Below are 22,142 nucleotides of genomic sequence, written 5' to 3'. Positions count from 1 at the left end.
AAGTTAATTAACTATAGCCAGAATAACGAAACATAATATAAAATAATATTTATAAAAAATTACTAACTATATAAGTTTTAATAATGAAGTTGAGTCAATTGAAGATTTTAGACGCAATTGTTAGTTCTCAAAGCTTAAAACATGCAGCTGAAAAGTGTCATAAAACCCAGCCTGCACTGACCATGGCGATGCAAAAGTTAGAACAGGACATCGGTTTTACCTTAATTGACCGCAGTGGTTATCGTTTAAAATTAACGCCAGCTGGCGAGCGCTTTTATAAGCAAGCTAAGCGGGTGTTATCTGGCTGCGATGAGCTTGATAAAATTAGTTCAACATTAGCACTTGGTTATGAACCGAGTATCTGTATTGCGTATGAGCAATTGGCGGGAGATCAACGTATAAGCCAACTCTTTGGTAAAATTATTCAACAATTTCCGCGTACACAGTTCAAAATAGTCGGTGGTTCGCGGTTTCAAGCAGTTGAAAAACTCGCCAAAGGAGAGGTTGATATTGGCATTGGTCCTTGGTTTGATATTTTTCACGCGTCAGGGGATTTCCAAAGCGTTTTGCTAAAACCGATCGACGTCATTTTAGTGGCGTCACCCAAAATCTTACCTGAAGGCCGAACAACTTTAGCAAGTGATGAACTTGATGCGATTCCATGTTTAACCTTAAAACCCACAGAATTACCTTTTGACGATGAAAAATTATCGTTTGCAAAAGGCTCGCAAGTGGTGATGGTGGAAGAGTTGGCAACATTGCGCTCTTTATTATTACAGGGCGTGGGTTGGGGGTTAGCTGCAAAACACGTGTGTAAAACTGAACTGGAAAATGGCGATTTAGTGCAAATAAGATTACGTGACGACGAAGACCAATTTCAATCTGAGTTACGTGCATTTCGCAGTAATCGTAATTTTTACGGACCGGTTGCCAGTGCAATTTGGCAAGGGCTACAAGAACTTTACTAATTTTTAGGTTTTAACATGACGCAAGAAGAAAAAGTACAAGCAATTTTACTGGTGGTCGGATCCATTCCAAGCGGAAAGGTCTGTACCTATGGCAAAGTAGCAGAAATGGCTTCACTAAATGGGCATGCCCGTTTAGTGGGAACCGTGATGAAAAAACTGCCAACTGGCAGCCGTATTCCTTGGTTTAGAGTGATTAATTCACAAGGTAAAATTAGTTTCCCCGAAAACAGCGAAAAATATCAACAGCAAAAATCGCTGCTTGAACAAGAAGGAATTGTGTTTAAAGGAACAAAAGTAAACTTAAAAGTCGCAATGTGGCAGGTATAAAGCGATAGCAAATTTAAATGCATTTGTCGTTTCGCATCTTAGACGTTACGGTTTACAATTAAGCATTATTTAACGTGAATCGCAGTAGTATGTTTAGACGGTTAATATCAAAGGTTTTTCCAACTTTAAAACAGGAAGTTGAAGCAAATCATTACTTCTTTGAAGACACTAAAGATGTGCCTGAAAACCTAGATATTCAATATAATCAAAATACTGCTGACGTGTCTGACCTTACCTTTGAATTAAACAATACAGTTCATTATCAAGACCGCTTTTTTGAACTGTTATTTAATAGCGCAATCACCACATCTCAGTGCGACCCGATAAATGAATTTATTGAAAGTAAAATCCTACAGTTATTACGCCAGCCGCAATATATCTTGAAAGCGTTGCCACTTGTACCGAGTTCGCTAACCCAAGTGATGAATACGCTCAATCAGGCGGAATTTGATGTTGAAATACTTGTCAATCTGATTAGCGATGACCCTGTTATTGCGGCCAAAGTCATTGAACTGGCGAATTCTGCATTTTACAACCGCGCAAACAAGCCGATTTCAGATATTAAAGCAGCATTTATGTTGCTCGGGCAAAAAGGGCTGTCTGAGGGGGTGATTAACGGCTTTGTGGCACAAATGGTACCCAAAGCACAAATCTATTTTAAAAACTATGGCAAGCATTTATGGTCGCATAGCCAAACTACAGGGCGCTTAAGTCAACAGTTAGCCATTAAATATCAAATTAACGCAGAGCAAGCTTATTTAGTGGGTTTGCTCGTAAATTTGGGCAGTATGGTTATTTTTCAATTAATGATTGATGCGTTTTCAAGCGTCTGTCCTGATACTCAGCCAAATGCCCAAAATATTAAACGTTTAGTAACGGATTATGGTCAGCGTTTAACCCTTGATATCGCAAAACTTTGGAATTTTCCTCGTGAAATATTAGAAAGCTTAGCAGTACAAAATAAAATCAGCACAGAGCATGAGTTACAGCAATATTTTGAGCGATATCCTATTGGTGGGTGTGTTTATCAAGCTAACCAACTTGCAATGTTATCGCTGCTGGTAAAACACAACAAAATCGAATTAGAAGATTTCGATTTCAACAATGCAACGATAACGTTACTAACAAAAGAAGAAGCGAGTTTACTGATAAATCATAGCGCTAATGCTGTCATTTAAGTCATTAGTGCGTGTTAGCTTGCTTATTTAAAACGGCCTTTTTCTTGTTGTCAGTATGCTTAATCGTTACACTTGCACTCCATTTTTAAAACACGTGCTTTAAATGAATAGTATCGACGATTTGTTTGGTAAATCAGGCCCGTTCGCCCTCGCGATAAAAGGGTACGCACCCAGGCAACCACAAATTGATATGGCCAAATCGGTCGCTTTAGCGATTGCAAAAGACGAGCAGGCAATTGTTGAAGCAGGAACAGGGACCGGTAAAACATTTGCTTATTTGGTCCCTGCGTTACTATCAGATAAAAAAGTGATGGTGTCGACTGGCTCCAAAGCACTGCAAGAGCAATTGTTCCATCGTGATTTACCGGCGTTAAAAAAGATCCTCGGAAAAGGCAAAAAAATTGCGCTATTAAAAGGGCGTTCCAATTATTTATGTATTGAACGTTTAAATCAGCACGTTGCCCATGTACCCGTAGATGACCCCGATGTTATGCATCAACTTGCCATGGTGGCAAAATTTTCGGGCGAAACGCGCTCAGGAGATATGGCCGATTGCAGCGGGATAGAAGAAGATGCCAAAGTTTTACCTTATGTCACATCTACAACTGATAATTGTCTTGGTAAAGAATGTCCGTCATTTCAAGACTGTTTTGTCAGAAAAGCCCGTGTTAAAGCCATTGAATCAGACTTAGTGGTGGTTAATCACCATCTATTTTTGGCAGATGCAGTTGTTAAAGAATCGGGCTTCGGCGAACTTATTCCAAATGTTAATTGTTATATTTTCGATGAAGCGCATCAGTTACCAAACATTGCATCAGACTATTTTGCCTCGCGCGTAAGCACACGTATGGTAATCGAGCTTGTTCGCGATATTCGTTTAGTGTATCGCGCTGAGCTCTTCGACATGATCCAGCTGGGCAAAACATTAGATAAACTTGAAACTGCGGTATTTGATTTACGCTTGCAATTTCCAAGTGACAGCCAACGTGGTGACTGGCAACAAATGATCAAACAAGCCAATGTGTATCGAGCCATTGAACGGGTAATAAACGATATTAGCTTTTTATATCAAGTGCTTAAGTTATGCCTTGAACGCAATGACAAAATTGAAAAATTGTTTGAACGCACAGCCAGCCTAAAAGGCCAGTTAGAAACCATGTACGACGCACAAAAACCGGGATTTAGTTTTTGGTTTGAAACAACTAAGCGTCATTTAACATTCAGTATTACGCCTCTCAATGTATCAGAACGATTTCGAGCACTTGTTGATAATGCAACGTCGAGCTGGGTTTTTACCTCGGCAACCCTTGCGGTAAATGGCGATTTAACCCACTTCGCAAAAGATTTAGGCTTAAATACCAAGATTATGGAAGTGTACGACAGCCCATTTGACTACGAAAACCAAGCGTTATTGTGTATACCGCGTTATTTACCTGAGCCGAGTAAATCGGAAATGGGTTTTTCCATCGTTAGCATTGCAAAGCAAATGATTAAAGCGGCAAAAGGGCGTTGTTTTATCTTGTTTACCAGTTATCGCATGCTTAACTTAGTGGCAGATGGCTTATCGCACAGTGTTGAATATCCGCTTTTAGTTCAAGGGCAAGCGTCAAAACGTATTTTGTTAGAGAAATTTGTGATGCATGGTAACTCTGTGTTGCTTGGTACAGCATCATTTTGGGAAGGGGTTGATGTGCGAGGTGATGCGCTGTCATGCGTGATTATTGATAAATTGCCGTTTGCAGCGCCCGATGATCCCTTATTACAGGCAAAGATGAAATCCCATAGCGGGCAGGGCAATGACCCGTTTTATTCGCTGCAATTGCCTGGGGCTGTCATTGCGTTAAAACAAGGGGTTGGCCGCTTAATTCGTGACCGAAAAGATAAAGGCGTGCTGGTGATCTGTGATAATCGCTTAGTGACTAGGGAATATGGTAGAATCTTTTTAGCAAGTTTACCCAATATGGCGCGCACTCGCGATCTCGCAAAAGCGTCTGCATTTTTAGAAAAAATTAAATAGATTATGTCAAATATACTTCTTATAGATGCTGCTACAGAAGCGTTGTCTGTAGCCGTTAGCTGTGATTTAGAAAACGCTCACTTTGAGGTGTGCCCTCAACAACATAGCCAAAAAATGCTGCCGTTGGTCGATAGTATTTTAAATAGCGCAAACACGAATCTAAAAGCACTGGATGCTATCGCGTTTGGCCGCGGTCCTGGCAGCTTTACTGGTGTGCGCGTTGGTGTTTCGGTTACGCAAGGGCTGGCATATGCCGCAAATTTACCTGTAATCGGTATATCGAACTTACAAATGATGGCACAACAGGCATTTGACACGACAGAAGCGGATTATGCAATCGCAACGATAGACGCGCGTATGGGCGAAATTTATTACGCAGAATTTAAGCGTGATGAAAATAATCTCGCAGCGTTTATGTCAAACGAAATGGTGATAAAGGCAGGAGAGTTAACCCTGCCAGAATACGATGCCGTAGTGGTGGGTACCGGTTGTCAAACGTATAAAGCGCACTTTGAAGCAACAAATTTAACGATTTTAGATGAGATAACGCTACCAAATGCACGTTTTATGACGAAACTAGCAGAGCGTGAACTGGTCGCTGGCAATACGGTGGTTGCCGCAGATGCGCAGCCTGTTTATGTACGTGACACGGTAACGTGGAAAAAATTACCGGGACGAGAATAGGTTAAGTATAAAGACTGTGTCGATAACTATCGGCACAGTCTTTGTTTGGGTTTATCTTTGCTTAATGTAGTTAATTAACTGATTTGCGATTTCGGTGTTGTCTAAGTGGCCTTTAAAGGCGTCGGCACCTTTGCCATACGCTAAAATTGGCACATCAATCGCGGTGTGACCGCCTGTAGTCCAACCTGTATTTGACGCATCACTAATTAGTTGTCGTACATGTTTTACCAATGCTTCTTTTTCTTTGTGCTCATCATCTTTTTCGCTCTTAGCACTGGCGGTAAGCATAGCCAGCTGCTCTGATTGCGATTTATCTAACTTAATGCCAGTTTTGTCTGACCAAGTAGTTAAAAGATGATCACTTTTCATCAGCGCTTTGGCAATTTTAGTAATACTCGCGTTAACGCCTTTTATTACATCGGTATGCCAAGAATAGTGTCCGTTGGCACCAAGAGTTAACCCACCAGTACTGTGATCTGCAGTAACCACAAGTAAGGTATCTGGATTTTGGTCTACGTATTGTTTTGCATGCTTAATCGCATTGGCAAAATCATCCATTTCAGCCATCGCGCAGGCAATATCGTTAGCGTGACCACACCAATCGATTTGCGAGCCCTCAAGCATTACAAAGAAACCATCACGCTTATTGTTATCAAGTAACGACAGGGTTTTCTTTGCCATATCAGCAAGTCGTGTAGGGTTTTGGTCAATTGCATACGCAAATGCCACATCAGAAAATAAACCAAGCGCTGGTAGCGACTTAATCGACTCTAGTTTGTCAAAATCATCGACATATTGATAACCCGCTTGTTTAAATTCAGAAACAAGATTTCGGTCATCACGAATAAAATATTTAGTACCGCCACCAAGCATTAAATCTACCGCTAGCTTTCCATCTACTTTAACATCAACGTAATCGTTAGCAATTTCGTCATAGTTACGGCGGCTTTCGTTATGCGCGGCGAAGCTTGCAGGCGTAGCATGGTTAATTTGTGATGTTGCAACTAACGCGGTAGTAAGACCTTTTGATTTTGCGATTTGCAGCATAGTAGTTAATGGCTTTTTTGCGGTATCAACTGCAATTGCGCCATTGTAGCTTTTAGTAGCCGTTGAAAGTGCCGTTGCACCTGCAGCACTGTCTGTAACCACTGTATCATCATCAGGGCTTGTGCTAGCAAGGCCGACAAACAGCTCATCAAAGATAGTACGCTCTACGTATTTAGTACTTTTGTCATCTTTAAAGTAGCGATAACCGGTAGTGTAGGCGGGTCCCATGCCATCACCAATCATATAAATAATATTCTTCGGTGCTTCTGCATACGCTAAACTGCTGCTTGCCAATAATACTGTTGAGGCAATTAACGATTTTTTCATGTGTATTGTTTTTCTGTGTTATTTTGCGCTAAACATAACGTATTTATGCACTAAATTACATTTTTATCGGTGAAATTACATTGCAAGTTACAATAACAGAAACATCGTACGAAATTGATGAATTAGAAATCGCATGTCAGCGATTAGACAATCGCAATACAAAAATTATCGCACTGCATGGTTGGCAAGATAATAGTAATTCGTTTTTACCTCTTATTAATCAAATGCCTCAATATGATTGGTACGCGATTGATTTCCCAGGACATGGACTTTCAAGCTGGCGCAATAAACAAGCGCATTATTATTTTATTGATTATGTAGATGATGTTTATCGCGTGTTACAGCAAATCGCACCAAATGAAAAGGTGATTATTGTTGGTCACTCAATGGGGGCTATGGTTGCTAACCTTTTTGCTGCCTGTTTTCCTGATAAAGTTAAATGCGTTATTGCAATTGAGGGGCTAGCGTGTGTTACAACACCAGAAAGTGAAGTAACGGCGCAATTAAGAAATGCCATTGAAAGCCGTGCTAAACAAAGTAGCAAGCGCGTGTTTAAACGCTTTGATCAAGTTGTTAATGCGCGACTTGCAGTAAGTGATTTAGATTACGACAATGCTGCACTCATTATGAAAAGAAACACACAGCAAGAAGAAGGTGGCATTAAACTTTTGACTGACCTAAAACTCAAACATCACTCAGGCTTTCGCTTAGTCCAAGCCAATGCCAAGCTATTTGTACAGATACAACTGTACCAATGCTTCTAATAAAAGCGCTAAATGGATTTGAAATGATATCGCAAGCGATTGAAAATTATGGACAACTCTATACAAATTTAGGTGTAATAGAGGTCCCTGGTGGGCATCATTGTCATATGGAATATGCGCACGTGATTGCGAAAGAGGTTGACGTTTACGTAAACGGTGTAAACTAAAGTTTGTATAACGTGCCTAAATATGTGAATATTAGCCCTTTAGAGTAATTACTCAATTGTTAAATTGCCTTACATGAATTAAGGTTTAAGTTGAACACAAAAATACAAACAATAAATATAATTTATAGGAGCCTATCGTGGAAAAGATTTGGTTGAAGCGTTACCCAGCAGGTGTTCCTGCTGAGATAGATCCACAGCACTATGACTCCCTGCTTGAACTATTTGAAAAAAGCTTTCAAGACTATGCAGATCTTCCTGCCTTTGAAAATATGGGTAAGGTATATACATACCAACAGATGGATGACGCAACTAAACGATTTGCTTCATATCTTCAAAATCAACTGGGCGTTAAAAAAGGTGATAAAGTTGCGGTGATGATGCCGAACTTATTGCAAACGCCAATAGCAATTCTTGGTACACTGCGTGCGGGCGCGACTGTTGTAAATGTAAACCCGCTTTACACTACGCGTGAGCTTGAGCATCAATTAAACGATTCAGAAACAAGCACTATTATTATTCTTGCTAACTTTGCTCGTACACTTGAAGAAGCATTACCAAAGACGAATGTTAAAAACATCGTAGTTACTGAAATTGGCGACATGTTAGGTGGTGTTAAAAAGCACTTAGTTAACTTTGTTGTAAAACACCTTAAGAAAATGGTGCCAAGCTATAGCCTGCCAAACATTATCGATTTCACAGATGTGATGAAATCTGGCGATGTATCTAAATATACGCGCCCACATTTAACGCAAGATTGTTTAGCATTTTTACAGTATACCGGTGGTACTACCGGTGTATCTAAAGGTGCCATGCTTACACACGGCAATATGGTAGCAAACCTTGAGCAAGTAACGGGTTGTTTAGACCCACTACTTAATAAAGGTAAAGAAATGGTAGTAACGGCGCTACCGCTTTATCATATTTTTGCCTTAACGGCGAACTGCCTAACCTTTATGAAGTACGGTGGTCATAACCTTTTAATCACTAATCCGCGCGATATGAAAGGGTTTATTAAAGAACTTCAGGGCAAAAAGTTTACCGTAATGACTGGTGTAAATACCTTGTTTAACGGCCTGTTAAATACGCCTGGATTCTCAGAAATTGATTTTTCATCGCTAAAAATATCGCTTGGTGGCGGTATGGCAGTACAACGCCCAGTTGCTGAAAAATGGCAAACGGTTACTGATTCTCGCTTAGTTGAAGGTTATGGATTAACTGAATGTGCGCCACTTGTTACTGTTAGCCCGTATGACCTTGCAGCATTTAATGGTTCAATTGGTTTACCAGCGCCAAGCACAGAACTTAAAATCGTAAAAGAAGACGGTACTGAAGCAGAACTGGGTGAAGCAGGGGAGCTTTGGGTTAAAGGTCCTCAAGTAATGAAAGGTTATTACAATCGTCCAGAAGCAAGTGCAGAATGTTTAAAAGACGGTTGGTTTGCAACGGGTGATGTTGCTAAATACGATGAAGAAGGCTTCTTCTATATTGTTGACCGTAAAAAAGACATGATTATTGTATCTGGCTTTAACGTATTCCCAAATGAAGTGGAAGAAGTGGTAGCAATGCATGAAGGTGTGCTTGAAGTTGCGGCTGTCGGCGTACCACATGAAGTAAGTGGTGAACAAGTTAAGATTTTTGTCGTGAAAAAAGACCAAAGTCTGACAGAAAAAGATATAATCAAGCACTGTCGTGAAAACTTGACCAATTATAAAGTGCCAAAGTTCGTGGAATTCCGCGAAGATTTACCAAAAACAAATGTTGGTAAAATTTTAAGACGCGCACTTAAAGAAGCAAGTTAAAATAGGGAATACCCTAAAAAGAAAAACCGGCAATCTGCCGGTTTTTTTATGAGGAAAAGTAGTGCAATACTCATTTATTACAGAACAACAAGAATTAGATTCAGCGGTCGCTAGTTATAAAAATAAATCGGTACTCGCGGTAGATACCGAGTTTATGCGACGTCGCACCCTTTACCCAGAGCTTGCATTATTGCAGATTTACGACGGCGATCGTATTTGTCTTATTGATCCAACGTTAGATCTTGATTTGTCATCGTTTTGGCAGCTAATGGAAAACCCGAATATTATTAAAGTGTTGCATTCGCCATCTGAGGATCTTGAGGTATTTGCGCGCCACGGTAATTGTACTCCAGCGCCCTTGTTTGATACTCAGTTTGCATTAAGTTTATTAGGCGAGCGCAACTGTGTTGGTTTTGCCAATATGGTTGAAATGTTACTTGAAGAGCAAATCGACAAAAGTGAATCACGCACTAATTGGTTGCAACGCCCCTTAACGAAAGCCCAGTTAGATTATGCAGCTGCCGATGTATTTTATTTAATGCCTTGTTTTAATATTATTAAAGAAAAACTAAATGATGATAAGCAAGGGATTGTGTTTGGTGAAAGTGCAGTTATTGCTAATAAACGCAAATATGAAACGCCGTTAGAACTTGCCTATCTAGACATTAAAAACGCGTGGCAACTTAACCCGAAACAATTAGCTGTGCTGCAGCAGTTAGCAGCTTGGCGCTTAAATCGCGCCCGTGAGAAAAACTTAGCACTTAATTTTATCGTCAAAGAACACATTTTATTTGAGATAGCCAAAACACAGCCAACTCATTTTGGTGCATTAAAACGTTTATGTGAAGGCGACCAAGGCTTACTTAATCGCTATGGTAAAACGTTGTTAAATCTGGTGAAAATCGGTTTAGATAAAGACGAAGCCGAGCATCCAGAAAAAATCCAACGCTTAATAGACTTTCATGGCTATAAAAAAACGTTAAAAGAGCTACGTGCTGAGCTTGAAAAAATCGCCAAAGACAATGATATTCCACTTGATGTACTAGCAAGTAAAAAGCAAATGAATCAATTGATCAGCTGGAAGTGGAAAGGCAAGTCTAAGTTTGATGAAGGTGCGCTCTTAAAACCCGATTTAATGACGAGTTGGCGCGGTGAAATGGTTAAGCATTCACTAAAAGACTGGTTTTAAACTGATATTAAAAAAGCCTGCTTCACGCAGGCTTTTTTATGTTTACTTATCGTCAGGCAAAGTGACATTGAGTTCGAGTACAGCCAAGTCATCTTCGTTTTGCTCAAGCTGAACTTGAACCTGATCTTGCTCGATATTTACGTATTTACGGATCACTTCAAGAATATCTTGTTTAAGCTGTGGTAAATAATCAGGCGTACCACGACTTGAGCGCTCATGCGCTACGATGATCTGTAATCGTTCTTTAGCTAAACTTGCTGTTGTTTTCTTTTGTGAGCGAAAGTAATCAAGTAATGACACATTAACCTCCAAATATCCGTTTAAGTAGGCCTTTCTTCTCAGCTTCTAAAAAGCGAAAATCAACTTTTTCACCTAATAAACGGTCAATCGCATCAGAATACGCTTTACCCGCATCAGAGTCTGAATCAAGAATTACAGGCTGACCCGAGTTAGATGCATTAAGTACTGCTTTTGACTCAGGAATAACGCCCAATAAATCGATTGCTAGAATATCTTGAACATCTTCTACCGACAGCATTTCACCCGTTGCAACACGCTCTGCATTGTAACGTGTTAATAGCAGGTGCTCTTTTACGTTTTCGAGCCCTTCTTCAGCGCGTTTTGACTTACTTTGTAAAATACCCAAAATACGATCTGAGTCGCGCACCGATGAAACTTCAGGGTTGGTCGTAACAATTGCTTCGTCTGCGAAGTAAAGTGCCATCATTGCACCGGCTTCAATACCCGCCGGCGAGTCACAAATGATAAAGTCAAAATCTTTCTTAAGCTCGTTTAATACCAGCTCAACGCCTTCTTTGGTTAACGCGTCTTTATCGCGTGTTTGCGAAGCAGGTAAAATAAACAACTTTTCTACACGTTTATCTTTGATCAATGCTTGGTTTAAGTTTGCTTCATTGTTGATTACATTAACGAAATCATAAACAACACGGCGCTCACAACCCATAATCAAATCTAGGTTACGTAAACCAATATCAAAATCGATAATAACGGTTTTGTATCCTTTTAACGCAAGCCCAGTGCCAATCGCTGCACTTGATGTTGTTTTACCAACACCGCCTTTACCTGATGTGACAACAATAACTTTTGCCATGAAATCTATCCTTTAAACCAAAGCTGAAATTTTTAATGATTCGTTTTCAAGTGAAATACATGCAGCATTGCCCCATGATTCACCTTGCAGTGAGTCGCTCAGCCAGTAGTTTCCGTTAATTGAAACTAACTCAGCATTAAGCTTTTGGCAGAATATAACGGATTCTTGCCCTTTTGCGCCAGCGATAGCGCGGCCACGTAATGTGCCATAAACATGAATATTGCCATCGGCAATCACTTCAGCGCCTGGACTTACTGAGCCTGTAATAATGAGATCGCGGTTCTTCGCATACACTTGCTGACCACCACGCACATTGCCACTAATAATTTGTGCTGGAACAAATACTTCTTTTTCTACAATTGATGTATTCGCAGCTGATTGTGGCTTTGCTTTAGGTGTTTGGTCTTTACTGTAATTTAGTATTGATAGTTTGTGCAGTTTAGCGGCAGTGTTTTGCTCGTCCGTACCGTTACACACACCTACAGGGTTAAGCTGTAGGTCAATTAAAGCTTGCTTTAACTTTGCAAAGTCAATGTGTTCGTTTGGTACAGACTGAAGGTTTACGACAATTGGCGCACCGAAGAAAAACTTGGGTACTTGAGCAATTTTTTCGTCAAGTTGACTAATCAAACTATCTAGATCGTTTTTAAATAGATGCAATACAGATAGTGTAAAAAGGTTCCCTTTTAGTTCAAAAATTTGTTCCGACATAATCTCAATTATTATTATAAAAATCACAGGCTGATTTTTTAGAAGAATCCAGCCATTAAGCGCAATTTATCTCACTTTTAGTGTATGCCATGGTATAGTGTGACGCAGTGTTACGCAAGAAGTAAAAGGTGTTTGAATGCTCAGTGCAGTGTATAAAAGTAAAAAAAAGGCAGATACCTATCTGTACGTTGAAAAAAGAGATGATTTTTCAAAAGTTCCGGAACCTTTAATGGCAACTTTTGGTCAACCAAGTTTTGTAATGCTAATTAATTTAGCAAAACGTGAACAACTTGGTACGGCTGACCTTGAAAAAGTGAAGCAAGAATTAGCTGAAAAAGGATTTTATTTACAGCTACCGCCAAAACAAGAAAGTTTATTAGATGAATTTAGAAAACAAAATGGAGTCACTGACTAGTGTTTAAAAAACTCGCCCTAATCACAGCAAGCCTTATTTCGGTCTCTACCTTTGCAGATGAAGAGCAAGCAAAATTTAACCAGTACGTTGCAGATTTAAAAGTGGAAGCAATTGAAAAAGGGTTTTCACAAAAAATCGTTGATAACGCCTTTGCAACTGTTAAGTTTAAGAAAAAAGTTATCAAAGCGGATAAAAATCAGCCTGAAGTAAAAGAAACGTTAGAAACTTACCTGCCTAAGCGTGTACCTAAGTGGAAAATCGATAGAGCACGTAAACTGTATAAAGAAAATCAAACAGAGCTTGAAAAAATTGCCGCAAAGTATGGCGTACAAGCGCGTTTTATCGTCGCGCTTTGGGGCCTTGAAAGTAACTTTGGGAAAATCCAAGGCTCACATCCGGTTATCTCTTCAGTGGTAACGTTAGCGTACGACGGACGTCGCGAGGCGCTGTATAAACGCCAACTTTGGGCTGCGTTAACGATTCTAGAAGAAGGCCATATTGATCTTGACCACTTTAAAGGTTCGTGGGCAGGCGCAATGGGTCAAACACAATTTATGCCAACGTCGTTTAATGCTTACGCGGTTGATTACGACGGTGATGGTAAAAAAGACATTTGGCAAAACAAGCTCGATGCCTTCGCATCTATTGCAAACTATTTGAAAAAAGCGGGCTGGAATGACTCACTAACATGGGGCCGTCAGGTGTTGTTGCCTGAGGGGTTCAATAGTGAACATATTTTGCAGCGTGGCACGCGTACTCGAAAACAATGGCTCGAGAATTGGAATAAATCAGAACGTGGTCTAGCCGATTGGCAGGCACTTGGTCTTCGCCGTACTGATGGCACTGATTTACCAAATGTTGGAATTACCGCAGCGCTTGTTATGCCAGACGATGAAAATGGCCGTATGTATTTGGCATATGACAATTACAAGGCGCTAATGCATTGGAATCGCTCTTATTATTTTGCGACTTCAGTTGGCTATTTATCAGACCGTATCGGCTACCCTAAAATCTAATCACCTTTTTATCGGTGCCAGTCGTTTTATCTGGCACCTTTTTCTCTTCGCTTTTCTTACACAACTAGCTTAAAATGTCGCCCTGAAATTTAGGGGCACATATGTTAGAAGATAAATTTTGGCTTAAAAAATCGTTGGCAGAGATGAACAACGATGAATGGGAAGCCATTTGTGATGGCTGCGGTAAATGTTGTTTACACACCTTTATTGATAGCGATGAACAAGACGAAAATTTTAAAAGTACCGATGTACTGCGCGAAGGCGAAGAGATTATCTATACTGCGATTGTGTGTCGCTATCTCGATACTAAAAAATGTTTTTGTACTGAGTATGAAAACCGCACAACTTTAGTACCTAGCTGCGTAAAACTGACCAAAGATAACATCGATAATATCTTTTTTATGCCACCAAGTTGTAGCTACCGTCGTTTACATGAAGGACGTGGCCTTGCGTCTTGGCATCCACTTTTAAATAACGGCAGTAAAGCGGTAATGCATCGTATGGGGATTAGCGTTAAAGGCCGTGTAATGAAGGATAACCAAATCGATATGGATTTGTTTGAGGATTACATAGCCGATTGGCCTAAAGAGGACCACGACTAATGAGCAAGGTACAAGTGGTACTGATTAACCCTAAAAGCGCAACAAATGTGGGTGGCGTAATGCGTGCCGCAGGGTGTTATGGCGTTGAAAAGGTTCATCACACAGGTAATCGTTATGGTTTTGCACAAAAATTTGCAACCGACACAAAACAGCGTATCGATGAAATACCACTGTGCGCACTTGAAAGTATTGAAATACTTGTTAAGTCCGATACTAAAATAATCGCTATTGAATTAATTGATGGGGCAACACCGTTACCGCATTTCGAGCACCCTGAAAATGCCATTTATGTATTAGGACCTGAAGATGGGTCAATTCGTAAAGACGTACTAAAGCACTGCGATGATGTTGTTTATGTACCGACAGTTGGCTGTATGAATCTTGCAGCAACGGTTAATGTGGTTTTATACGACAGACTTGCAAAGGCTACTAACACTGACTACTCAAGAGAGTTTTTGTTGCAAAATCGCGATAACAATAATCGCGTTACGTTTAAAAAGAAAAACTAGCAATCTCATTTTCACATGCGGCATTAATTCGTGTTTTTGCCGCATAGCCAATTCTTACCACTCTACCTCATGCCAACTTAGCCGTATCTGTTTTGCTCAAAGTCATCCAAGAAATATGACAACGCGCACGATTTTTTGTCATGTCAATGAAAAATCACGGTTACATATTCGTTAACAGATTCCCTGTGCGAGATAAAATAAAAATCATTAATCATTGATTTGTAAAGAAAAAATATCTATAGATTTCAAATTTACTGCCATGTAATGTAAATGACATGTTTATGAAACCCTTGTGTCATTTTGTGCCTCTAGACTATGCGCAATCATTTAATAGGGTTACATAAAATGTTTACAACTAAGTTTAGTAGAAAGATATTGGTAACAGCGCTAGTTGGATGTTCGCTAACTGCCGTTGCTAATGATCAACTTAAGCCTGTGATCGACAGCGCAGATAAAATTAATAAATCAGCACAAAAGTCGCAAGCAAAAATAGATAAAATTGCTGACACAATGCAAGGTCGCTTACAGCAATTTAAAACTGTTAATAAAGAGATTGATGGTTTAACGATTTATAACAAGCAACTAGAAAAACAAATCGCAAATCAATTAACAGAAATGGACAACATTAACGTATCAATTGACCAAGTATCGGTTATTGAACGTCAAATTACGCCATTAATGCTTAAGATGATCACCTCACTTGAGCAGTTTGTAGCATTAGATGTGCCTTTCTTACCAAACGAGCGCGCAGAACGCTTAGCCACATTAAAGCAGTTAATGGACCGCGCTGATGTAGCATCAAGTGAAAAATTCCGTCGCGTATTAGAAGCTTATCAAATCGAAGTTGACTATGGCCGTACCATTGAAGCGTACACCGGTCTTATCGATGTTGATGGCCAAGAGCGTGAAGTGGACTTTTTACGTATTGGTCGCCTTGACCTTATTTACCTAACGAAAGATGGCAAGAAAGCGGGTGTATGGAATACCGATGCTAAGGCGTTTGAACGCTTACCAGATAGCAATATTTCACAAATCAATAAAGCAATTCGCATTGCTAAAAAGCAACTTGCACCAGACATGTTAACGCTACCTGTTAAAGCAGTTTAATTAGAGGCCATTATGTTAGTTAAGAAATTCGTAAAATCTGTTATTGCTGCAAGCACGCTATTCACAGCAAGTGCAGTTGTAGCAAAGCCAGTAGATCTTGATTCACTGTTAAAAACACTTGAGCAGGGTAACTACCAACAATCACAAGATAACCAACGCCGCGAAGCTGAGTTTGCTAAAGCAAATAATCAACAAGCTGCGATGCTACGTTCACGTATTAATGAACGTGATGGATTAATTTCTGCGTCGACGCGTCTTGAAACTCAGTTTGAAGAAAATGAAATCAAACTAGCGAATATGAGCGAAACGCTAAACAAGCGCATGGGTTCATTAAAAGAACTATTTGGTGTGTTACAGCAAGTAGCGGGCGATACACAAAGTAAATTTATTACGTCAAACGTATCTGCTGAATTGCCAGGTCGTGGTGCTTTCTTAAGTGAACTTGCACAAAAAATGGGTTCGAGTTCTAAACTTGCGTCAATCGAAGATATTGAAAAAGTATGGTTTGAATTACAACGCGAAATGACTGAGCAAGGTAAAGTATCGCGCTTTAACCGTGATGTGATTGTTGCAGGCGGCGAAAAAGTAAATAAAGAAGTGGTACGTGTTGGTTCATTCAACCTAATCGCGGATGGCAAATACCTTACTTACAACGAAACCACTAACACGTTATCAGAATTGACGCGTCAACCAGCTTCACGTTTTCAGTCAAGTGCGGCAGATTTACAAGCAGCAAACTCAGGTTTTGTTGATTTTGCCCTAGACCCAACAGGTGGCTCAATTCTTGGTTTATTAGTTCAAGCCCCAAGTACCGAAGAGCAAGTACACCAAGGTGGTGCGGTAGGCTACGTTATTTTAGCGGTAGGTTTAATCGGTTTATTAATTGCCTTAGAGCGCTTCGTTTCTCTTATGATTATGGGCGGAAAAATCAAACGTCAGCTTAAAACGGATGTTGCATCAGAAGATAACCCACTTGGTCGTGTAATGAAGGTGAAAGATCAATACCCAGATGTAACCTACGACACCCTAGAACTCAAATTATCAGAAGCAATTCTACGTGAAATGCCGCGTATTACACGTAACTTAACGCTGATTAAAATCATTTCTGTCGTTGCGCCGTTACTGGGTCTACTCGGTACTGTGACCGGTATGATTAATACCTTCCAAGCAATCACGTTATTCGGTACTGGTGACCCGAAACTAATGGCTGGCGGTATTTCAACGGCGCTTGTAACCACAGTGTTAGGCCTTGTTGTGGCAATTCCTACGGTATTTATTTACACACTACTTAATACCCGCTCTAAAAACCTATTGGTAATTTTACAAGAGCAAAGCGCAGGCATTATTGCTGAGCGCAGTGAGAAAGGTGCGCAGTAAGATGGTTATCTTTGCGGACTTCATCAACGCAATACGCGATTTTCTAGACACCGGCGGCTCTGTGCTGCTGGTGATCGGAGTCCTGATTTGCGCAATGTGGTTATTGGTGATTGAGCGCTTTATGTTTTTGTTTACAACATATCGTTCAAGTAAAAAATCAGTGATCACCAACTGGTTCGCACGCGAAGAGCGCAATAGTTGGGAAGCGGAGCAAATCAAACAAGCAAATATTTCGCGTATTAGCTTAAAACTAAATCACAATTTACCCATGATTAATATGTTAGTAGCACTGTGTCCATTACTTGGTTTACTTGGCACGGTTACCGGCATGATTGAGGTGTTTAATGTGATGGCAATTACCGGTACGGGTAGCGCACGCTCAATGGCATCGGGCGTATCAAAAGCCACTATTCCAACAATGGCAGGGATGGTAGGTGCGTTATCAGGGGTCTTTGCCTCAACGTATTTACAGCGTAAAGCAAAGCGCGAAGTAGCGCTACTTGACGATAAATTGGTCTTAGACCACTAACACCAATTTTAAACGAATTTTAGGAGCTAGTAATGAGAGCACCATTAGCAAATGTATTTCAAGAAGAAGAAAACGAAGAAATTAATATGACGCCAATGCTGGACGTTGTATTTATCATGCTGATTTTCTTCATTGTAACGGCCACTTTTGTCAAAGAAGCGGGTATCGATGTAAACCGACCTGAAGCGGCGACAGCAGTACAAAAAGAACGAGCCAATATTCTTGTCGCTATATCAGATAAAGGCGAAATTTGGATTAACAAACGCCAGGTAGACGTGCGTGCGGTTCAAGCTAATATCGAACGTTTACACGCAGAAAACCCGCAGGGCAGCGTGGTGATTCAAGCAGATAAAAAAGCCACTACTGATACCTTAATTAAGGTAATGGATGCGGCGCGTTCGGCAGGTGTATTTGACGTATCAATTGCGGCGCAGGAAGCGTAACAATGCGTTATTTAATTTCCACTTTAATCGCGATTGTTGTAACTGCGTTGTTGTTTTTCGGCATGCAGGCGCTAATTCAAAGTGGTGATGGTGTGGCAAGTGAACCGGTAAAAGGCAATGTTCTTGATTTTGTGCGTCTTAAACAAGAAGAGACTGTGCAAAAGAAAGAACGAAAGCCGCAAAAGCCGCCAAAGCCAAAAGAGCCACCACCGCCAATGGCGCCACAAGCGAGCAGCAGCGAAAGCACTGATACAGCGAGTAATTTTGATTTTTCTGCCAATGTTGACACCAATGTTGATTTAGCTGCTGGGCTTGCGCTTGATTCCGGTGATGGTGAATACCTCCCAATTGTTAAGGTATCACCAGTTTATCCTCGTCGAGCGTTAAGCCGCGGTATTGAGGGTTACGTTATTGTTGAATTTACCGTAACGAAATCAGGCACTGTAAGCGAGCCGCGTGTAATACAAGCGGAGCCAGAAGAAATCTTTAACCGTGCCGCAATGGACGCCGCGCTTAAGTTTAAATACAAACCGCGCGTTGTTAACGGTGAAGCCGTTGAAGTAGCCGGTGTACAAAACAAAATTACATTCCAAATTAATGGGTAGTTTGTTAGCGGGAACGTCCCGCTAACACTTTAAATAGTTAGGTTGAATTACAATGTTGAAAAGAAATTTAATTAGTATTGCATTAATTGGCTGTGTATTTGGCGCGCCAATGAGCGACGCGATGTTCCAGACACAGTTTGCATCAGTATCTGCTGAAGAAGTTAAAACTAAACGTGTTCCAGCACTTCGCAACAAAGTGTATACGCAACTTGCGCGTGCACAAAAACTGGCTGACGACGGCGATGTAGCAGCAGGCCTTGAAGCACTGGATATTGTCCAGAAAAAATCATCAAGTATGAATAGCTATGAAGTAGCCATGATGTACAACTTTTACGGTTTTATTTATTACAACGAAAACCGTGTTAGTGAGGCTATGGCTGCATTTGAAAATGTAGTAAAGCAAGACCCGATCCCAGAAAGCTTAAAGCTCAATACCATTTTCTCGCTAGCACAATTAGCAATGGCTGAAGGCCAATTCGATAAAGTGCTGAGTTATCTCGATAGTTGGGAGTCGCTTAATACCAAACCGCCACAGGCAAACTATTATGAGCTTAAAGCCAACGCTAGTTATCAAGCGAAGGATTACCAAAGCGCAATTAAATACATTAATACCGCGATTAACCTTAACAAAGTTGATAATAAAGACGTAAAAGAAAACTGGTTTATCTTACTGCGTGCGTCTCACTATTCGCTAAACCAACCAAAAGAAGTGGTACGTGTATTAGAAGAAATGGTGCTACGTTTTGACAAACCTGAATACTGGGTACAGCTGGCTGGCATGTACGGCGAAGTAGGCCAGGACGATAAGCAACTAGCACTCATTGAAACAGCAAAACAACGTGGTTTCTTGGACGATGCAACTAAGCTTAAAAATCTGGCACAAATATACATGTATTCAGGTCTTGCTTACAAAGCAGCAAACGCAATGGAGCTTGGGTTTGAAAAAGGCAATATCGAAAAATCAGCAAAGAATCTTATCTTTGTAGCAGAAGCCTATATGCAAGCGCGAGAAGATAAAAAAGCGGTGCCGTATTTTATTGCGGCTGCAAAACAAACTGATACTGGTGAATATGATCGCCGTTTAGCAGAAGTGTACTTAAACTTAGAATTATTTGATGAAGCGGCTGATTCTGCGCGTGCTGCGTTAAATAAAGGCAGTTTAAAGCAAGAATCAAACGCCTATATTGCGCTTGGAATGGCGCAATACAACCTAGAGAACTTCGATGCAGCTATCCTTGCATTTGAGCAAGCTAAAAAATACAAAAAGTCAGAACGGCTAGCGGCCCAGTGGCTGCAATATGTGAAACGTGAAAAACTTGATAAAGACACGTTAGCCAAGGCTTATTTGTAACATACCTATCAAAATAAATTTGTAATCAACCCTAAGGGACCTTCATGGTCCCTTATTTCTTTGTATTTCAAACACTTTTAAAACCACTAATGTATACGTGTAAGTTCGTAGTGTTTAAGAAATCTGACAAGAAACTGTCACGCACATGTTAAGTAAGTGTAACCCATTTGACACATAAACCCTCTAACTTAGAGCCAGTTCTAAATTAGTGCACACGCACATAAAAAGCGAAAAAGCTTAAAAACTATCAACGGAGAAAACAATGAAACTTTCTGGTTTATTTAAAGTGAGCATGGTTGCATCAGCACTTACTCTTGCAGGTTGTGGCGGCGATATCAATATTACACCAACTACAGTCGATAACAGCGTAGACAACTCTGTAACAAACCCAGGTGGTTCAAATCCAGACCCAATTTCATGTGCAACGTATACGCTTGACGGTGCATCGTTCACAGGTGAAGCAGACGGCGTAAACTGTGTTTACAGCCAAGCATTTGCAAGTAACGCAAAAGACATCACAAGCTCTTTCGTAATCCCAGCGCTTGAAGATAACGGCGCACATATCTTCGAAGGTGCTTTATTTATTGGTAAAGACATCGATACGTCAACGGGCGCAACTATTGACGATAATGGTCCAACACTGTCAATTGAAGCGGGCGCAACTATCGCGTTCACTAAGCCAGAAAGCTTTATTCGTATTGCACGTGGTGCAAATATCGAAGCAATTGGTGAAGTAGACAAGCCAATCGTATTTACCTCTATTTCAGAGATTGATGGCGATGATTCAACAACAGCACAAATTGGTGACTGGGGTGGTATTCAAGTAAATGGTCGCGGTCATTCAATTCGTTGTACTGCAGACGCTGCAGCGCAAGACCTATGTAACCACGCAGCTGAAGGTATTGTTTCATACTACGGTGGTAACGATCCACAAGATAACAGCGGTATCTTAAAGCATATTGTTATCAAATACGCAGGTTTCGGTGTTGAAGGTGATGAACTTAACGGTTTAACACTTAATGCGGTAGGTTCTGGCACTACTATCGATTACGTTCACGTACATAACGGTTTCGATGACGGTATCGAGCTATTCGGTGGTTCAGTTAATCTTAAACACATTGTTGTAACTGAAACTGGTGATGACGGTATTGACTGGGATGAGGGTTGGAAAGGCATGGGTCAATACATCCTTGTTCACTCAAAAGAATACGGTAACCACGGCTTTGAAACTGATGGTGCGAAAAAAGATCCGCTTTCTGATGACGGCCAAGGCTTAGTAACAACAGTATCAAACCCAATCATCGCAAACGCGACAGTAATTGGTACAGGTTCAGCAGGTGCTGAAGGTCGCCGTACTGGTGCAGGTATGGAAATGAAAGAATGGGGTAAAGCAACAATGGCTAATATCCTATTCGCAAACTCGTCTACAGAAGCAGGCGCTGGTTGTTTTGACCTTTACAACGAAAAAGATAAGTCAGGTGCAGCGGGTGTACATGCCAATGCGAAAAATGGCGATATTTCATTTGAGAGCGCAATTTTTGCATGTGGTCTTAACTTTGAAGACGTTAACACAGCACTTGAAGGCGATTTAGCTGGTTTTGATATAGCAGCATGGTTTGCGGCAGGTAACAACAACCAAACAATTGGTTTTGCTAACTTTGAAAACATCTTTGCAGCAGATGGCGTATCTACTAAATCGGCAATGATGGATAAAGACGGCAACGCAGTGACAGTTGTTGCAAAAGACATGAGCGAAGTGAACTCATTCTTTGACAACGCAGGTTTCGTTGGTGCAATTCAAGAAGGTGCAACAGGCGATTGGGCAGAGTTTGTTAAAGCGTCGCTAGAGCGCGCTGGTCACTAATCTAAGCCAAGTAGTGAGTTTAGGTGTGGCGTTAG

Annotated in this window: 24 protein-coding genes; 20 read left to right on the top strand and 4 right to left on the bottom strand. The window is 40.7% G+C overall.

The window, feature by feature from the left end:
* The first annotated feature begins 83 nt into the window (after positions 1–83).
* The 5 genes from C2M30_RS19250 (at position 84) to tsaB (ending at position 5,174) form a co-directional block, all read left to right on the top strand.
* Positions 84–968, top strand: a complete 885-nt coding sequence (locus tag C2M30_RS19250) for a LysR family transcriptional regulator (RefSeq protein ID WP_105172923.1) — start codon at positions 84–86, stop codon at positions 966–968.
* Between the two features lie 15 nt (positions 969–983).
* Positions 984–1,295, top strand: coding sequence for an MGMT family protein (locus tag C2M30_RS19245; RefSeq protein WP_105172922.1), 312 nt, complete (start codon positions 984–986; stop codon positions 1,293–1,295).
* A gap of 89 nt (positions 1,296–1,384) precedes the next feature.
* Positions 1,385–2,473: an HDOD domain-containing protein gene (locus C2M30_RS19240; RefSeq protein WP_105172921.1), complete on the top strand. Its 1,089-nt coding sequence runs from the start codon at positions 1,385–1,387 to the stop codon at positions 2,471–2,473.
* A gap of 103 nt (positions 2,474–2,576) precedes the next feature.
* Positions 2,577–4,490: an ATP-dependent DNA helicase gene (locus tag C2M30_RS19235; protein ID WP_105172920.1), complete on the top strand. Its 1,914-nt coding sequence runs from the start codon at positions 2,577–2,579 to the stop codon at positions 4,488–4,490.
* A 3-nt stretch (positions 4,491–4,493) separates the two neighbouring features.
* Positions 4,494–5,174 (top strand): tRNA (adenosine(37)-N6)-threonylcarbamoyltransferase complex dimerization subunit type 1 TsaB, encoded by a 681-nt coding sequence (gene tsaB, locus C2M30_RS19230; RefSeq protein ID WP_105172919.1) that lies wholly within the window; start codon positions 4,494–4,496, stop codon positions 5,172–5,174.
* A 51-nt stretch (positions 5,175–5,225) separates the two neighbouring features.
* Here the strand turns inward: tsaB and C2M30_RS19225 are convergent, their stop codons facing one another.
* On the bottom strand, positions 5,226–6,548 hold the full coding sequence (locus C2M30_RS19225; RefSeq protein WP_010559212.1) for an alkaline phosphatase: 1,323 nt from the start codon (positions 6,546–6,548) through the stop codon (positions 5,226–5,228).
* Positions 6,549–6,628: 80 nt separating this feature from the next.
* Between C2M30_RS19225 and C2M30_RS19220 the strand changes: the two genes are divergently transcribed.
* From C2M30_RS19220 to rnd, 4 genes are all read left to right on the top strand, one after another.
* Positions 6,629–7,312 carry an alpha/beta fold hydrolase gene (locus C2M30_RS19220; protein WP_158683587.1) on the top strand — a complete coding sequence of 228 codons (684 nt, stop codon included), beginning with the start codon at positions 6,629–6,631 and terminating at the stop codon, positions 7,310–7,312.
* A gap of 23 nt (positions 7,313–7,335) precedes the next feature.
* On the top strand, positions 7,336–7,479 hold the full coding sequence (locus C2M30_RS21570) for a hypothetical protein (protein ID WP_158683585.1): 144 nt from the start codon (positions 7,336–7,338) through the stop codon (positions 7,477–7,479).
* Between the two features lie 137 nt (positions 7,480–7,616).
* The gene (gene fadD, locus C2M30_RS19215; RefSeq protein WP_054979813.1) at positions 7,617–9,278 is read left to right on the top strand and encodes a long-chain-fatty-acid--CoA ligase FadD; all 1,662 of its coding nucleotides are present in this window, start codon (positions 7,617–7,619) and stop codon (positions 9,276–9,278) included.
* Between the two features lie 61 nt (positions 9,279–9,339).
* Complete coding sequence (gene rnd / locus C2M30_RS19210; protein WP_105172917.1) at positions 9,340–10,467, top strand: ribonuclease D; 1,128 nt, start codon at positions 9,340–9,342, stop codon at positions 10,465–10,467.
* A gap of 42 nt (positions 10,468–10,509) precedes the next feature.
* Here the strand turns inward: rnd and minE are convergent, their stop codons facing one another.
* The 3 genes from minE to minC are packed head-to-tail and all read right to left on the bottom strand — an operon-like array spanning position 10,510 to position 12,289.
* Entirely contained in the window at positions 10,510–10,767 is a 258-nt protein-coding gene (gene minE, locus C2M30_RS19205; RefSeq protein WP_010559208.1) for a cell division topological specificity factor MinE, read from the bottom strand.
* 1 nt (position 10,768) lies between these two features.
* Positions 10,769–11,578, bottom strand: a complete 810-nt coding sequence (gene minD, locus C2M30_RS19200) for a septum site-determining protein MinD (protein WP_010559207.1) — start codon at positions 11,576–11,578, stop codon at positions 10,769–10,771.
* Positions 11,579–11,590: 12 nt separating this feature from the next.
* Positions 11,591–12,289, bottom strand: coding sequence for a septum site-determining protein MinC (gene minC / locus C2M30_RS19195; protein ID WP_010559206.1), 699 nt, complete (start codon positions 12,287–12,289; stop codon positions 11,591–11,593).
* A gap of 136 nt (positions 12,290–12,425) precedes the next feature.
* On the opposite strand from minC, the gene C2M30_RS19190 reads away from it, so the two are divergent.
* The 11 genes from C2M30_RS19190 to C2M30_RS19140 all read left to right on the top strand — a co-directional run bounded on the left by C2M30_RS19190 (position 12,426) and on the right by C2M30_RS19140 (position 22,107).
* Positions 12,426–12,704, top strand: coding sequence for a YcgL domain-containing protein (locus C2M30_RS19190; protein WP_010559205.1), 279 nt, complete (start codon positions 12,426–12,428; stop codon positions 12,702–12,704).
* A 35-nt stretch (positions 12,705–12,739) separates the two neighbouring features.
* Entirely contained in the window at positions 12,740–13,720 is a 981-nt protein-coding gene (locus C2M30_RS19185; RefSeq protein WP_442792815.1) for a lytic murein transglycosylase, read from the top strand.
* A gap of 101 nt (positions 13,721–13,821) precedes the next feature.
* Positions 13,822–14,322, top strand: coding sequence for a YcgN family cysteine cluster protein (locus C2M30_RS19180; protein WP_105172915.1), 501 nt, complete (start codon positions 13,822–13,824; stop codon positions 14,320–14,322).
* Positions 14,322–14,831, top strand: a complete 510-nt coding sequence (locus C2M30_RS19175) for an RNA methyltransferase (protein ID WP_105172914.1) — start codon at positions 14,322–14,324, stop codon at positions 14,829–14,831. Before C2M30_RS19180 ends, C2M30_RS19175 begins: the two co-directional genes overlap by 1 nt.
* A gap of 345 nt (positions 14,832–15,176) precedes the next feature.
* The gene (locus C2M30_RS19170) at positions 15,177–15,938 is read left to right on the top strand and encodes a DUF3450 domain-containing protein (protein ID WP_010559201.1); all 762 of its coding nucleotides are present in this window, start codon (positions 15,177–15,179) and stop codon (positions 15,936–15,938) included.
* A 12-nt stretch (positions 15,939–15,950) separates the two neighbouring features.
* A complete protein-coding gene (locus C2M30_RS19165; protein WP_105172913.1) occupies positions 15,951–17,315 on the top strand; it encodes a MotA/TolQ/ExbB proton channel family protein in 1,365 nt (454 codons plus the stop codon).
* A 1-nt stretch (position 17,316) separates the two neighbouring features.
* Positions 17,317–17,844, top strand: coding sequence for a MotA/TolQ/ExbB proton channel family protein (locus C2M30_RS19160; protein ID WP_010559199.1), 528 nt, complete (start codon positions 17,317–17,319; stop codon positions 17,842–17,844).
* 32 nt (positions 17,845–17,876) lie between these two features.
* Positions 17,877–18,287: an ExbD/TolR family protein gene (locus C2M30_RS19155; RefSeq protein ID WP_010559198.1), complete on the top strand. Its 411-nt coding sequence runs from the start codon at positions 17,877–17,879 to the stop codon at positions 18,285–18,287.
* 2 nt (positions 18,288–18,289) lie between these two features.
* Positions 18,290–18,892: an energy transducer TonB gene (locus C2M30_RS19150; protein ID WP_010559197.1), complete on the top strand. Its 603-nt coding sequence runs from the start codon at positions 18,290–18,292 to the stop codon at positions 18,890–18,892.
* Positions 18,893–18,944: 52 nt separating this feature from the next.
* Complete coding sequence (locus C2M30_RS19145; RefSeq protein WP_105172912.1) at positions 18,945–20,243, top strand: tetratricopeptide repeat protein; 1,299 nt, start codon at positions 18,945–18,947, stop codon at positions 20,241–20,243.
* Positions 20,244–20,505: 262 nt separating this feature from the next.
* Positions 20,506–22,107, top strand: coding sequence for a hypothetical protein (locus C2M30_RS19140; protein ID WP_105172911.1), 1,602 nt, complete (start codon positions 20,506–20,508; stop codon positions 22,105–22,107).
* Positions 22,108–22,142 lie beyond the last annotated feature (35 nt).

This window comes from Pseudoalteromonas sp. T1lg24 (assembly GCF_002964745.1).
GTDB classification, from domain to species: Bacteria; Pseudomonadota; Gammaproteobacteria; order Enterobacterales; family Alteromonadaceae; genus Pseudoalteromonas; species Pseudoalteromonas spongiae.
Note: the sequence above shows the minus strand (reverse complement) of the source record. Positions and strands in the feature narration are given on the sequence as shown.